The organism is Microbulbifer litoralis (genome assembly GCF_023634065.1).
Lineage (GTDB): Bacteria > Pseudomonadota > Gammaproteobacteria > Pseudomonadales > Cellvibrionaceae > Microbulbifer > Microbulbifer litoralis.
This window is the reverse complement of sequence record NZ_JALKCV010000008.1, coordinates 159150-173136: the sequence shown is the minus strand read 5'-3', so window position 1 is coordinate 173136 and position 13987 is coordinate 159150. Positions and strand designations below refer to the sequence as shown.

Here is a 13987-nt window from a genome sequence, read left to right as displayed (position 1 = left end):
GCAGAAGATGAGACTCCCATGCAAACGCTCAATATCATCGGCGCCGGCAAACTGGGCAGGACCCTCGGCCGGCTGTGGCGACAGCGACAGGTCTTCGAAATCGCCGCCATCTGCAATCGCAGCCTGCCGAGCGCCCGCGATGCCGCGACCTTTATCGGCGCCGGCCGCGCCGTCGACACCATCGACACCATGCCGGATGCGGACTGCTGGCTGATCGCCACCAGCGACGGCCAGATAACCGCAGTCGCCGGGGCCCTGGGGCGACGCGCGGAACGCGGGCACAGCGTAATATTTCACTGCAGCGGCGCCCTCAGCTCGGAAGTTCTCGCCCCCTGCAGACCCGCCGCCACCGCCAGCGCCCACCCGGTGCACAGTTTTGCCGCGCCGGAATCGTCGCTGCAGACACTGGCCGGCAGCAGCGTCGCCCTCGAGGGCGATCCGCGCGCGCTGGACATACTGGGCAGCGCGTTTACCGCGCTCGACTGCACAACACTGACCATCGAAGCGGAAAACAAAAGCCTCTACCACGCCGGCTCGGTCTTTGCCTGCAACTACCTGACCGCACTGATGGACCTGAGCCTGCGCACCTTCGCCGCCGCCGGTATCGATCGCGAGCGGGCGCTGCAAATGCTGCAGCCCATCGTATTGCAGACGGCCCGCAACAATATGCAGCTCGGCCCCGAACGGGCGCTGACCGGCCCCATCGCGCGCGGCGATACGGCCACCGTGGCCACACAGCTGGACGCCCTGCGGGCGGCGGATCCGCAACTGGCGCAGTGCTATCGCCAACTGGGGCTGGCCTGTGTAGAGTTGGCCCGCCGCGGCGCACTGCCGGAAGACGCGGCCAAAACCCTGACTGAATTGCTGGAAGAACCATCGCGGTGAAAGACCCACAACCAAAACCCGGGAAATCCCGAGCCAGGGAAGACTCCCCCGAATACCTGCAGAAGCGCGCTTTCTACGACAGCCTGCTGACCATTTACGGGCGCAAACCGGTACTGGAAGCACTCGAGGACCTGTCCCTGCCGGTCCACAAACTGCACCTGGCCGACAGCAACCGCCGCGACCACCTGATTGCGCGTATCGAGCAGCTGGCCACCGAACGCCAACTCGAAATCGCCCACTGGGATCGCAAGGGACTATCGCGTATTTCCGGGAACGCGCGCCAGGACCAGGGTGTGGCCCTGGACCTGGCACTGCCCCACTACGGCAGCGCCGAGGCATTTTTGCAGCAGATGCCCGACAGGCCCTATGAATTGCTGGCCCTGGATGGCATTACCAACCCGCAGAACCTGGGCATGATCATCCGCTCCGCCTGCGCCGGCGGTATGGACGGAATCATCCTGCCGAAGAAAGGCTGCGCGCAGATCGATCCGCTGGTGATCAAGGCGAGCACCGGCACCGCCTTTAAAATGCGGCTGCTGCGCTGCGAAAAACTGGCCCCCACCCTGGCGCAATTTCGCCAGCGGGGTGCGCGCGTCTGCGGACTTTCATCCCACGCACGCGATACCGTTACCGGGCTCGACAAGAGTGCGGCGACGGTATTTGTACTGGGCAACGAAACCCACGGTGTCAGCGACGCCGTCGCCGAGCAGTGCACACAGCGTCTCAGGATCCCGATGAAAAACGGCGTGGAAAGCCTCAATGTGGCGGTAACCGCTGCCCTGATCAGTTTCCGCTAAACCCCTCACGGGCGAGCGGCGAGCCTGTCGCCCCGAATTTTGCCCTGGACGACATCCTGTCTCATTTTTCCACAAAGTCCGAAAAAATCGCGCCATTTTGTGGAAAAGGGGGCGGTTTCAACTACATATCTTCAAGGGTAAAAAGAGACCGTCCCGAAAAGGATTTCGGGCCCGATACCGCCCGCGGCAGCGCGCGGCGGAACCAATAACAGTAAACAAGGATGTAACGCCATGCGCCTGTACCACTCACTGCTCCTGTCTGCGGGGCTGTTCACCGCGGCGATGCCGGTTGCCGCGGAAGGCCCCGCCGACAACTATCTCGACCTGACGCCCTATTTCACCCGCGTCGACAGCGACCGCAACACCGAGCGCCAGGCCGGTGGCCTGCGCGCCGCCTACGGCTGGGGCTGGCAGGGCCACTGGTATTCCGAGGTGCAGGTGTTCGGCGCCATCCTGGAAACCGAGAACACCAACGGCAGTGTGGAATTCCAGGACCAGACGGATTACTACATGTCCGGGGTCGGCCTCGACGTGGTCTACAACTTCGGGGACCGCGACGGCTACACCCCCTTCCTGCTGGCGGGCCTCGGTGGTGTCTACGACGATGTGATGCCGGATTCCGACGACACCACCAGCGCCTTTGTAAATTTCGCCGCCGGCTTCACCAGCCAGGAAATTTCCGCACGCGGTATCCGCCTGCGCGCCGAAGTCCGCTACCTGTACGATTTCTTCGAAGACGGCATGAGCGACTGGCAGCTGGGCTTCGGCATCAGTATCCCGCTGCGCTGCCCGCCTCCCCCGGCGCCCGTATACGCCGCCGCACCCAGGCAGACGGGCCCGGTCAACGTCAACCTGCGGGACTCCGATGGCGACGGCGTGCTCGACCGGGACGATCGCTGCCCGGATACCCTGCCCGGCGCACGGGTGGACAGCGAGGGCTGCGTGCTGGCCAACCAGACCATCACGCTGGACGATATCCACTTCGAATTCAATTCGGCGATACTGACCCCCGCCGCCAGAAACTCCCTGCAGGAGGTTGCCCGCTCCCTGCGCAGCCAGCCCGGCAACCAGGTGGAAATCGCCGGCCACACCGACAGCCTCGGTAACGACAGCTACAACCTGAAACTGTCCCGGCAACGGGCCAACTCCGTCCGTGCCTACCTGGTCCGCAACGGTGTCGACGCAAACCGGCTCACCGCCAACGGCTACGGCGAGCAGCAACCGCTGGAGTCCAATGCCACCGACAGCGGTCGCGCCATGAACCGGCGCGTGGAAATGCGTTTTCGCTGATCGCCCCGGTGGAACCCCGGCTTCCCGGGGTTCCCCGTGTCATGGGCCCACGGCGACGATACACCCCCGCTTCGACGGCACAGGCGCACACACAACAGGCTTTTCGCGCCCCGCGGTAGACAACCGCGCCCACCGGATCAACACTTCCCCCATCAAAAATGAAAAGGAAATCATTGACCATGAAAAGATCTCTCCTGGCGCTGCCGCTTACCCTCTCACTCCCCCTCTCCGGCAGCTTTCTCTCCAGCGGCGCAATCGCCGAGGGGCTGGATGATATTTACGTGGACCTGATGCCGGTCTTCAGCCGCGTGGACAGTGACCGCAGTGCCGACAACGATGCCTACGGCGCTCGCGCCATCTACGGCCGTGGTTGGCGGGGCCCCTGGTACACCGAGGTTCAGGCATTCGGCATACGCGCGGACGGAAGGAATCTGCTGAGCGGCAAAAACCTCTATACCTCCGGCGTCGGCATGGACATGGTCTACGCCTTCCGGGACCGCTCGGGCTATACCCCCTTCCTGCTCGGCGGCGCCGGCGGCACTGTCAACAACGGCTACCCCGGCGGCGCGGACGTCAACGGCTTTATCAACCTGGGGGCGGGTTTTGTCAGCGCGCCGATCAACAGCAACGGCCTGAAAATCCGCGCCGAAGTGCGCTACCTGCGGGATTATTTCGCCGATGACATGAACGACTGGCAACTTGGGCTCGGCTTCAGCTTCCCGCTCCAGAAAGCGGCCGAGCCCGCCCCGGCCCCGGCCCCGGCGCCGGCCCCCAAACCCGCCCCGCAACCGCCGAAAGACTCCGACGGCGACGGCGTTTTGGACAAGGACGACCGCTGTCCCGACACCCTGCCGAACACCCGCGTAGACAGTGAGGGCTGCGCTCTCAAGGCACAGACCATCACGCTGGAAGACATCCGCTTTGAATTCAATTCCGCCACGCTGACGCCCGCCGCCACCGGGTCGCTGAACAAGGTCGTGAAGGCCCTCAACAACCAGCCCGGCGCCAGTGTGGAAGTGGCCGGCCACACCGACAGCCTCGGCAACGATGCCTACAACAAACGCCTCTCCGACCAGCGCGCCAATTCCGTGCGCCAGTACCTGGTCGACAACGGCATCGCCGCCTCGCGGATCACCGCCAGGGGATACGGCGAGGAACAGCCGGTCGCCAGCAATGACACCGAGGCCGGGCGCGCGCAGAACCGCCGCGTGGAACTGCGCTTCAAGTAGTCGGCACAACCCATCTTGCTCACAGATTCTGTGGATATCTCTGTGGGCAAGACACGGGAAAATCCCGCCAGGCCCCGTGACAACTCTGCAACCTTTTTGTGATGAAAACTTAATCAATGCCAGAAGCATTTAAAAATCAATAAGTTACAGAGTGTAATAAAACGATCTTGACAACAAGAGAAGCTAACTGCGGCACGGGAAAACGGTTGATTTCCCTGTGGAAATAGTTTCGCGGGAATGGGACTGAAGAGTCACAGTGACCACTGCCTCCCCGCCCCCTCAGGGCAACTGCATCGGGAAACCGCGCAGGCGCCTGCCGGTGGCACTGAAGATGGCATTGGAGATCGCGGGCGCCACCGGAACGACGGCAAACTCGCCGACACCCGCCGGCGGCCGCCCCTCGAAGTCGTGTAACTCGATCCGCATCTCCGGACAATCCACCATGGTTGCCAGCGGCATATCGTGGAAGTTGCTCTGGCGCACGGCACCGCCCACGACATCGATGCCGCCGTAAAGCACCGGTGTCAGGCCCCACAGGACACTGCTCTCGATCTGGCCCCGCACCAGGTTCGGGTTGACGATCAGGCCGCAATCCGCAACCACATACACGCGCACCACCCTGTAGCCGGTTTCGCCGCACTCGACCTCCACCACCTGCGCGCAGAAACTCCTGTCGTGATAGGCGGAAACGGCGACCCCCAGGCCGGTATTCTTCGGGCGGGGCCTACGCCATTGCGACAACTCCGCCACGGCTTCCAGCACCCGGACCTGCAATCGTTTCAGCTGCGGCAGCTGCGCTTCGAGGCTGTCGTTGTGGGAACTGCGGTAATCGTCCGGCGCCGGCCGCCGGGTCTGCGCAATCCGGTAGTCGATCGGATCGGCGCCGACCGCGCGGGCGATCTCGTCGATAAAGATCTCCCGCGAGAAGGTATCCTGGTGCTTGACCACACTGCGCCAGGAACCCCACTGCACCGGCGAATCGCGGTAGTGATGGGAATTGACATGCAGGTGGTTGAAACCATAGAAGTAGGTCATCTCCCCGCCGCCCCACTCGTGTGTGCTGATGGAAGACAGCGCCAGGCTGTCGATATTTCCGTCCGCATCCAGCGCCGCGCGGTAATGATCCCGGCGCAGCGGGTGGTAGGCGCCGAAGCGGATTTCGTCCTCGCGTGTCCAGGTCAGCTTCACCTTTCTGCCCAGCGCCCGCGAGATGGCCGCGGCCTCGATCAGGAAGTCGCAGAAATAGCGCCGGCCATAGCCACCGCCCATGCGGTAGTTGTGAATGGTGATGGCGGCCTTGTCGATAGCGAAATTGGCCGCCAGTTGATGCGCGCTGTACTGCGGCGACTGGGTGCCGGCCCAGATCTGCAGGTGTTTACGATCGGAAAAATCGGCGATGGCGCAGAGCGGCTCCATCAGGCCGTGGGCCATGTAGGGATTCTGGTAGGCCGCCTCGATCACGCGCTCCGCACCGTCGAAACCGGCCAGTTGCCGGCCGGCGGTCTGCCGCTCGACGTCGGGAATCTCCCGCAGTTCATCGAAAATGCGGTAGAGGGATTCGCTGTCACCTCCCTCGACCGGGCTCCATTCCACGTCCAGCAGGCGGCGCGCTTTCAGGCAGGCCCAGGTTGAGTGGCCGACAATGGCGATACCACCGGGAATCCCCTTGTCGAACATCGCATCGCGCGCGGTGGGCTCGACGGCGAACACGCTTTCGATCCCGGCGAGCTTGCGGCACTCGCGCGCATCGAACGACAGCGGGCGGCTGCCCCGCACCGGCGGACGCACCAGTACGGCGTGCAACATGTCCGGCAGCGACTCGTCGATCGAGTAGCGCAGGGTGCCGCGGACAATCGCACGATTCTCCAACCCGGGGTGCGAGCGCCCGATAATCGAGTAATCGTCCGGGTGTTTCAGGGGCGGGTCGGCGGGGACCGGTTGTCGCGCCGCGGCCGCTGCCAGTTCCCCATAGCCGAGGCGGCGCCCGCTGGGGCGGTGGATCACGAAGCCGTTGCGGGCGATACAGTCCCGTATGTCGACCCGCCAGCGCGCGGCCGCGGCGCGGCGCAGCATCTCGCGCGCACTGGCGCCAGCGGTGCGCATCAGCGTCCATTCGGATTCCACGGAGTAACTGCCGCCGGTGCCGAAGCGCCCCCACTCCTCCGCATATCCCTCGATCTCGCGGCTGAAGTCGAGCCGCCGCACCTGCACAGCGTTCCAGTCTGCCTCCAGCTCCTCCGCCGCGATCATCGCGATACCGGTCTGGGCCCCCTGCCCCATTTCCTGCTTGAAGACGCGGATCAGCACCGCGCCGTGTTCGCTGACCTCAATCAGTGGGCCGAGCAGCCCGGGCCCGGCATCATCCCCGCGACCGGCTGACACCGCCGTTGGCGCGGCGCCGGCGAGCGACAGTGCAAATCCCCCGCCGGCGAGCCCCGCTGCCCTGAGAAAACGACGACGGCTGATCACGACGGCTCCCCTTCACTTTGCAACTGTCCAGCCGCGCGATGGATGGCGCGGCGAATACGGCTGTAGCTGCCGCAGCGGCACAGGTTGGTCATATGGGTATTGATATCGCCGTTGCCCGGCTGCGGAACGCTTTTCAACAGCGCCGCTGCGGCCATGATCTGCCCGCTCTGGCAGTAGCCGCACTGGGGGACATCCACCTCCATCCAGGCCCGCTGCAACGGGTGCAACGCTCCCGCCCCACCGGCCAGGCCCTCGATGGTCGTGATACTGGCGCCGGCCAGGGTCCCGACCGGCCGCTGGCAGGCGCGCACCGCGCGCCCGTCGATATGCACGGTGCAGGCCCCGCACAGGCCGATACCGCAGCCGTACTTGGTACCGGTCAGGCCGAGCGACTCGCGCAGAAACCACAGCAGCGGCATATCGCCGTCGGCCTCTGTCACCGAGACCCGGCGCCGATTGACATCAAACTGGATCATGTTTGCTTTCCCCCCGGATGGTATTGGCGTTACAGGCGCGAGCTCCACAAGCGGCCGCGCTCCCGCAGTTGCCACACTAAAGGGCCCGGGGGGATGTACCGCTGGCCCTGGGACGAATCGCCGGACCCCGGGACGAACGACCGCCGACCGCGCGGCGACCGGGATGCGGGGTCCGCGGGCCAGTGATAGATTAGCCGTGCACGGACATTCCACTGATCGACAGTAATCGGGACACACGGGACGGAGGCTGGCTGCGGTGATAAGACAGGTAATGCTTCAGGGGTTTTTCGGCTTCAGGGAAATCCGGCCAGGGGAGATCGCCACAGCCTGCGTCGGCTGGCTCGGCTATATTATCGCGCTGACCGGCTACTGCATCGTGCACCAGCTGGTGGTCAGGACCACGCCGCTGGATATCCACGGATCCTTTACCTGGGCGCTGCGGGAGTGGGGTTTCTGGATCCTGCTGACGATGCTGGTCTTCAACCTGCTGCGCCCCCATCGCAGTGCGGGGCTGCGGCTGGTGCGGCAACTGCCACTGCTACTGGTTTTCGTTCTGGCCCTGTCGCTAACCTGCCGTGTGGTGATGGACAGTTTCGGCGCGGACCGGGGGATTGCCAGCACGCTGGTAGTACACCTGCCGCGGCACCTGGCGGCGCTGCTGGTGGTACTGGGCATCTGGTATTTCTTCCTGCGTCAGCCGGGGCCGGCCGGGCTGAATGGAGGGGATGGAGGGGACACCGCGCGGGACGGCGGGAGCGGATCCGCGCAGCGGGAACACCTGATGGTCGACAGGGGCAGCGGCAAAAAACTGCTGGCTTTCCGGCAGATCGAATCCCTGACCGCGGCGGGCAACTATGTGGAGGTGTACAGCGGCGGCGAAACCTACCTGATACGTGCGACCATGAAACAACTCCAGGCGACCCTGCCGGACAGCCTGTTCCTGCGCTCGCACCGCTCGCATATCGTCAATATCCGCGAGATCGAGCGCATCGCACCGGGCAATCACACACTGCAAATGCGCTCCGGCCGGCGCCTGCCCCTGAGCAAGAGTTACCGCGGGCAACTGTACCGCTATCGACTCAATTCGGATTCCCGCAGTGAGCAGGGCGAGCGGTAGGAGCCAACCTGCAGGCGAATTTCCCGCAGCCCCCGCTCTTTGCGCCTGTGGGCAGCCCCCTACAGGCTGACGCGGAACGTCGTCGCCCCTTCCTCTCCATCGGTATCATTTTTCTCCCGGAAGCGGGTGCCGCCACTGCCGGCATTCAACTGGCGAATCGCGCTCGGCGCACCCCGCCCGTCCAGCTCGACCAGGCCGATGCCCGACTGGTTCCACAGCCGCTCACCGGCTTCCCGCCCGGTGGGCAACCTGGGGCTGATACGCATCCGGCGGCGCTTGGTAAACCAGTTCAGCGGCGAGCGCGGCGCGTACAGCCAGCGGTTCAGACGATCCAGGAATTCCAGCAGTCGCTGCGGGAATTCATTCTTGATGCCGCTGCTGGTCACCTGCCAGATCCTCGGGCTGGCGGAGCGGTGGCGCAGGCGCACGTCGTAGGCAAAGGAGTAGTGCACATCGCCGGAGAGGACGACAAAGGTTTCCGGCGTGCCCGAGTGACCGAAAATATTCAGCAGCACACTGGCCGCACCGCGGTGGGCCATCCAGTTTTCGGCATCCACTACCAGCGGCCGGCCGATAAATGTGAACAGTTGCTGCAACACCTCGATCAGCTTGACACCGAACATGGGCGCCGGCGATACCACGATCACGGCGCTCTCGCCCATCACCGACTGTTGGAATTCGGTCAGCGCCTCCCAGTCCATCAGCCCGGACGGGCGGCCCGGGGCAATCTCGCTGCGCCAGCGATGGGTGCGGGTGTCCAGCACCACCACCGGCGGCGACGTCGGCAGGCGGTAGTGCCACCGGCCGAAGCGCAGCAATGCATCGACCAATTCATCGTGGGTCCGCTCCGGCAGGAACCCGTCCGCATCGACCTCCCGCACCAGATCCGCAACCTGCGGCAGCAGCTCGCCGAAGGCCGCCGGTTCATTGCCCCAGCCCTGGCACAGCAGGTAGCCGATCAGCGCGTTGCCGACAATACGCCGCGAGAAAGCGTGCTCGTAGACCGTCGTTTCCCACAGTGCGGACAGGTTCCAGTCATCGGTGACATCGTGATCGTCAAAGATCATGTAGGTGGGGATATGGGCCAGTGCCCTGGCCGCGCGGGGCAGTTCGTCGATAAAGCGCTCGATGCACTGCCGCTCCCGCCGGTAGTCATCGGCCTCCTGCGCGGCCAGTGACGGCAGCGCCAGGTCGACCAGTCGCCAGCATACCGGCGACCAGGCCAGCAGGTACATGGCCATGACTTCCGCCAGGGAAATCAGGTGATTGCGGGCATTGGCGGAGGAGAAAACCGGCTTGCGGGCACCACCGAAGAACCGCTCGACCAGAGCCACGTTGCGCTCGGTGGCCGGCAGCAGTTGATGGCGGTGGTAAAAGGTGCGGGAATCGGCGCGCAGTACCCTGCTGTCGGCCACCTCGGCATCGGGCACCCGCTCCTCGAACAGCCCCAGCCGCTCGATCAACTGGTGGATGGCGCTCAATGTCGGCCCGGCGACATCGTCCACATAGACCTGGTCACCGGTCAGCAGCAACAGCGCCGGGCGCGCTTCCACATCGTCGCCGGCGGCCGCCACCTCGGCATCGACCCGCACCAGCCCGTCGCCGGCCGGATGGTGCGGGCGCCGGCAGGAACCGTGGAAAACCCGGTCGAGGCGCTGCTTCACGACGTAGTCGGGGTGGCTGACGCCGGGCCGACACAGGTGTGGGGCCCAGTCCCGGATCCAGGCGAGCGCATCGCCTGCGCCGTCGGCAGACGCCAGCCCCAGGTCGTAACCCACCAGGCTGCCTTCGGGCACAGGCTCGTCGAACGCCACCTGGACCAGGCACAGGAAAGCCCGTTCGCCGAACGGGATCCTCCGGACCTCCTCCCCGTCCAGGTCGCGCTCCATCGACGAGCCGGCCGCGGTCAGGCGCAGGCGCAAAGTTGCCGCGACCGATGTCACCAGCCACAGGGCCAGGCCGTCGGCGGTCGCCCGCCGGACAATGGGGCCGGCCAACACCGGCGGCAGGAGATCCCCCGTCCCGCGATGCTGCGGCGATTCAGGGGCGCCGTTCACCGGTTGCTGCCGGGATTGCATGCAATCAACAGGGGGCCGCGCCGCGCGGGAACACCGCCAGCGGGTGGGTGGTGGTGACAGCCAGCTGCACGCGCTCGCCGGGCTCGGCCCGGACCTCGTGGCTGACCCGCACTTTCAACTGCGAGCCGCCGTCGATATTGACCGCGTAGAGCCGAGAACAGCCCTCGTAGCGCACCCAGTCTATCACGCCGTTGCCGCTGGCCAGCGGCGTCAGCGACAGGTCGTCCGGGCGCACCAGCAGGTCGACCTCGCCGCTGGCACCGTCGACGGGAATGCCCGGCGCCGGGCCCAGCGCGGTCGAGACCTGCTCGCCCCGCAATTGACCGGGCAGGAAACTGGCCTCGCCGAGGAAGCGGGCCACGAAGCGGCTGGCCGGTTCGGAGAAACACTTTTCCGGCGTATCCAGCTGTTCCAGTTTACCGCCGTTCAGGATGCCGACGCGGTCGCCCACGGACAGCGCCTCTTCCTGGTCGTGAGTGACCCAGATGGCCGGCACGCCGGCGGTCTTCAGTGCCGCGCGGATTTCCCAGCGCAGGCTGTCCTTGAGTGCCGCGTCCAGGTTGGACAGGGGTTCGTCCAGCAGGATAAAGGCCGGCTCGTGGGCCAGGGTGCGGGCCAGTGCGACCCGCTGCTTCTGGCCGCCGGACAGGCGGTTGGGTTTGGCGTAGCGGAAATCGTCCAGGCCCAGCAGTTTCAGCCAGTGGTCGGCCAGTGCCGTGTCGGTCAGCCGGAAACACACATTCTGCTCGACGGTGAGGTGCGGGAAGAGCGCGAAATCCTGGAACACCATGCCCACATTGCGCTTCTCCGGCGGCACGGTACTGGATGGTGTGGATCGCCGGGTTCCCAGCAGGATCTCTCCCCTGGAAATCGGGATCAGGCCGGCCAGCGCCTGCAGGATGGTGGTTTTGCCACAGCCGGTGGGGCCCACCAGCATCAGGACTTCGTCGTCCGCCAGCGCCAGGTCGAGGTTCTCCACCACGCGGGTGGAACCGTAATTCACGGACAGATTGCTAACCTTCAGCATTGACCTTGGGGACTCTCCAAAACTTCGAATTCGGCCCGGCGCTCGCCGGACAACATCAGGGCCAGCCCCAGCGCCGACATCAGCACCAGCAACAGTCCGGGAATGGCCGCGCGGCCAAAATACCCCGCTTCGTACACGCGCCACAAGTAGGTGGCCAGGGTTTCGAAGCCGGTGGGGCCCAGCAACAGCGTCGCCGGCAGTTCGCGCATGGCCTCCAGGAACACCAGCGCCGCGCCGGCCACCATGCCGCGCAGTGTCAGCGGCAGGGTCACACGCCGGAATGCCTCCCGCGGGCTGGCGCCGAGCAGGCGCGCGGCCTTCACCAGGCTGGGATCCAGCCCCTCGGCGGTGGAGCGCACCGAGCCCACCGCCAGCGGCAGGAAGCGCAGCACATAGGCCAGAACCAGTAGCCCCAGGGTCTGGTACAGGAACGGCAGTTGCAAACCGATATAGACCAGCGCCGTGCCCATGACGATACCGGGCACACCGAAACCGAAATAGGTCACCCGCTCCATCAGGCGCCCCGCCCTGCCGGCAATGGCCGCATGGGCCACCGGCACCGCCAGCACCACCGCCGCCAGCGCGGCCAGGAAAGAGGCGTGCACGGAGTTCCAGGCGTAGCGGAAATCGAAGCCGCCAGCGCCCTCGCGCAGCAGCCAGACGCCAAACACCAACAGCGGCAGTACCACCGCCAGCAGCGTCACCGGCGCCACCGCCAGCAGGGTCAGCAGTTTCTGCCAGCGGCCGGGCCACAGCGTCAGCTGGCGGCCGGGTTTTTCCGCGCTGCCGCGCACACGGGACTCCAGGAACAGCACCAGGCCGACGATCACCAGCAACTGCAGCGACAGCATTGCCGCCTGGCTGAGGCCGAACGCGTTGTACTCGACAAAAATGACGCGGGTAAAGGTATCCAGGCGCATGATGGCCGGGGTACCGAAGTCCGACAGTGTGTACAGGGCCACCAGCAGGCCGCCGGCGGTGATGCCGGTGATCGCACGCGGCAACACCACCCGCCAGAGACTGGCGGCCACCGTCATGCCCAGGGTACGGGCCGCGTTGACCAGGCTGGCGTCGAGGCTCAGCAGCGAGGCGCGCGTGGTCAGCATCACGAAGGGATAGGAGTAGAGTGTCATCACCAGCGCAGCGCCCGGCAGTCCGTTCACCGCGGGCGTCTCCAGCCCCGACAGGTTTTCGATCTCGCCTCCCGGACCGAAGGCTGCGTAGAGGGTAAAGGCACCGATATAGCTGGGGATGGCCAGCGGTGCCGCCAGCAGGATCAGCCACAGCCGCCGCCAGGGCATCTGGACATAGGCAGTGACCAGCGCCAGCGGCACACCGATCGCGATGGAGCCCAACACCGTAAACACCATCAGCAACAGTGTGTTGGTGAGCACCCGCAGGTTGTGGGCATCGAACAGCTGTGCGCTGTCTACCGCCAGCCAGAAAAGCACGCTTACCGGCGCCAGCGCCAGCAGCGCTATCAGCAGCGCCAGCGGATAGGACCCGGGCCAATCAAACCGGGGCCAGCGGGCGATGGATCGCAGCGTCATAGCACCCCGACACTGCGCATCAGGTCAAGTGTCGGGCGCAGATCGGCCAGCTGGGTCAGGTCCACTTTCGGCGGCGAAATGGTATCCAGCGGCGGCAGCCCCTGCGGCGCAGCCACGCCCTCGACCAGTGGAATCTCATAGGCTTCCGAGGCCAGGTAGGACTGCACTTCGCGGGTCAGCAGGTAGCGGATGAAATTGATCGGCAGGTCGCCCTCGCTCAGCGCCAGGATACCGGATGCGTTCACCAGGCAGCCGGCGTCGCCGTTGCTGAATGCCAGGTCGACACTGGCATCGGGCTTACCGGATTTCAGTCGCAGCGTGTAGTAGTGGTTGGCAAAGCCCAGGTCCACTTCGCCGCGCTCGACGCCCATCACCACGCCCAGCTCGCCGGCGTAGCTCTTGGCGCGCGCCTTGATTCCCCGCAGCCAGTCGCCGGTGACCTTGTCGCCTTCCAGCAGGCGCATGGCGGTCACGAACGACTGGAAGGAGGCGTAGGCCGGCGCCCAGCCGATGGAAAAATCGCTGTCCGCCAGTGCCATCACGCTGTCGGGAATCTGCTCCGGCGCCAGCCGCCCGGTATTGTACGGCAGTGTGCGGATACGGCCGGTGACCGGCGCCCACTGCGGGTAGCGAAAACCGGTCTTGAGTTGCCCGGTCAGGTCCGCCGGCAGCTGTCGCGCCAGCCCCGCATCCGAGACCATGCCGATGGCCCCGGAATCCACCGCCCAGAAGATATCCGCGCGGCGCACACCCGCCCTGGCCTCGGCGACGATGGTGTTGGCCAGCGCAGCGGTGGAGCCGCGGCGGATCTGCAGGTTCAGTTTGGGATTGCGCTTGCGGATGGCCTCGAGCACATTCTCGTAGAGACCGCCCTCGCCGCGCCCCAGGTAGAGGGTGATATCCCCTTCCAGCGGCGGCAAGTCATCGACCGATACGGCACCGCCCGATTTGCCCGCGGCCGCCAGGCTGCGGCCGACCGAAAACGGCAGACCGCCCAGGGCGCCGGCCGCGGCCAGCGCCTGTACAAAAGTTCTGCGCTGCATTTGATACCCCCTACAGTTCCGCGCCC

The 13987-nt window shown here is 65.6% G+C and carries 11 protein-coding genes; 5 read left to right on the top strand and 6 right to left on the bottom strand.

The window, feature by feature from the left end; translation table 11 throughout:
• The first annotated feature begins 18 nt into the window (after nt 1–18).
• The 4 genes from MWN76_RS13550 to MWN76_RS13535 all read left to right on the top strand — a co-directional run bounded on the left by MWN76_RS13550 (nt 19) and on the right by MWN76_RS13535 (nt 4201).
• Nucleotides 19–885 carry a Rossmann-like and DUF2520 domain-containing protein gene (locus tag MWN76_RS13550; RefSeq protein WP_250461977.1) on the top strand — a complete coding sequence of 289 codons (867 nt, stop codon included), beginning with the start codon at nt 19–21 and terminating at the stop codon, nt 883–885.
• Nucleotides 882–1682: a TrmH family RNA methyltransferase gene (locus tag MWN76_RS13545; protein ID WP_250461975.1), complete on the top strand. Its 801-nt coding sequence runs from the start codon at nt 882–884 to the stop codon at nt 1680–1682. The genes MWN76_RS13550 and MWN76_RS13545 overlap by 4 nt, the downstream gene beginning before the upstream one ends.
• Nucleotides 1683–1913: 231 nt before the next feature.
• A complete protein-coding gene (locus MWN76_RS13540; RefSeq protein WP_250461974.1) occupies nt 1914–2972 on the top strand; it encodes an OmpA family protein in 1059 nt (352 codons plus the stop codon).
• A 179-nt stretch (nt 2973–3151) separates the two neighbouring features.
• Nucleotides 3152–4201: an OmpA family protein gene (locus MWN76_RS13535; RefSeq protein WP_250461972.1), complete on the top strand. Its 1050-nt coding sequence runs from the start codon at nt 3152–3154 to the stop codon at nt 4199–4201.
• 279 nt (nt 4202–4480) lie between these two features.
• Here the strand turns inward: MWN76_RS13535 and MWN76_RS13530 are convergent, their stop codons facing one another.
• Nucleotides 4481–6670: a xanthine dehydrogenase family protein molybdopterin-binding subunit gene (locus MWN76_RS13530; protein ID WP_250461970.1), complete on the bottom strand. Its 2190-nt coding sequence runs from the start codon at nt 6668–6670 to the stop codon at nt 4481–4483.
• Nucleotides 6667–7146, bottom strand: coding sequence for a (2Fe-2S)-binding protein (locus MWN76_RS13525; RefSeq protein ID WP_250461968.1), 480 nt, complete (start codon nt 7144–7146; stop codon nt 6667–6669). Before MWN76_RS13525 ends, MWN76_RS13530 begins: the two co-directional genes overlap by 4 nt.
• Nucleotides 7147–7417: 271 nt before the next feature.
• On the opposite strand from MWN76_RS13525, the gene MWN76_RS13520 reads away from it, so the two are divergent.
• On the top strand, nt 7418–8263 hold the full coding sequence (locus MWN76_RS13520; protein ID WP_250461967.1) for a LytR/AlgR family response regulator transcription factor: 846 nt from the start codon (nt 7418–7420) through the stop codon (nt 8261–8263).
• Nucleotides 8264–8322: 59 nt separating this feature from the next.
• Here the strand turns inward: MWN76_RS13520 and MWN76_RS13515 are convergent, their stop codons facing one another.
• From MWN76_RS13515 to MWN76_RS13500, 4 genes are read right to left on the bottom strand one after another with little or no spacing between them, the layout of a single operon-like run.
• On the bottom strand, nt 8323–10320 hold the full coding sequence (locus tag MWN76_RS13515) for a metallophosphoesterase family protein (protein WP_250461966.1): 1998 nt from the start codon (nt 10318–10320) through the stop codon (nt 8323–8325).
• Nucleotides 10321–10345: 25 nt separating this feature from the next.
• Complete coding sequence (locus MWN76_RS13510; RefSeq protein WP_250461965.1) at nt 10346–11344, bottom strand: ABC transporter ATP-binding protein; 999 nt, start codon at nt 11342–11344, stop codon at nt 10346–10348.
• A 17-nt stretch (nt 11345–11361) separates the two neighbouring features.
• The gene (locus MWN76_RS13505; protein ID WP_250461964.1) at nt 11362–12918 is read right to left on the bottom strand and encodes an ABC transporter permease; all 1557 of its coding nucleotides are present in this window, start codon (nt 12916–12918) and stop codon (nt 11362–11364) included.
• Nucleotides 12915–13961: a type 2 periplasmic-binding domain-containing protein gene (locus MWN76_RS13500; protein ID WP_250461963.1), complete on the bottom strand. Its 1047-nt coding sequence runs from the start codon at nt 13959–13961 to the stop codon at nt 12915–12917. The genes MWN76_RS13505 and MWN76_RS13500 overlap by 4 nt, the downstream gene beginning before the upstream one ends.
• Nucleotides 13962–13987 lie beyond the last annotated feature (26 nt).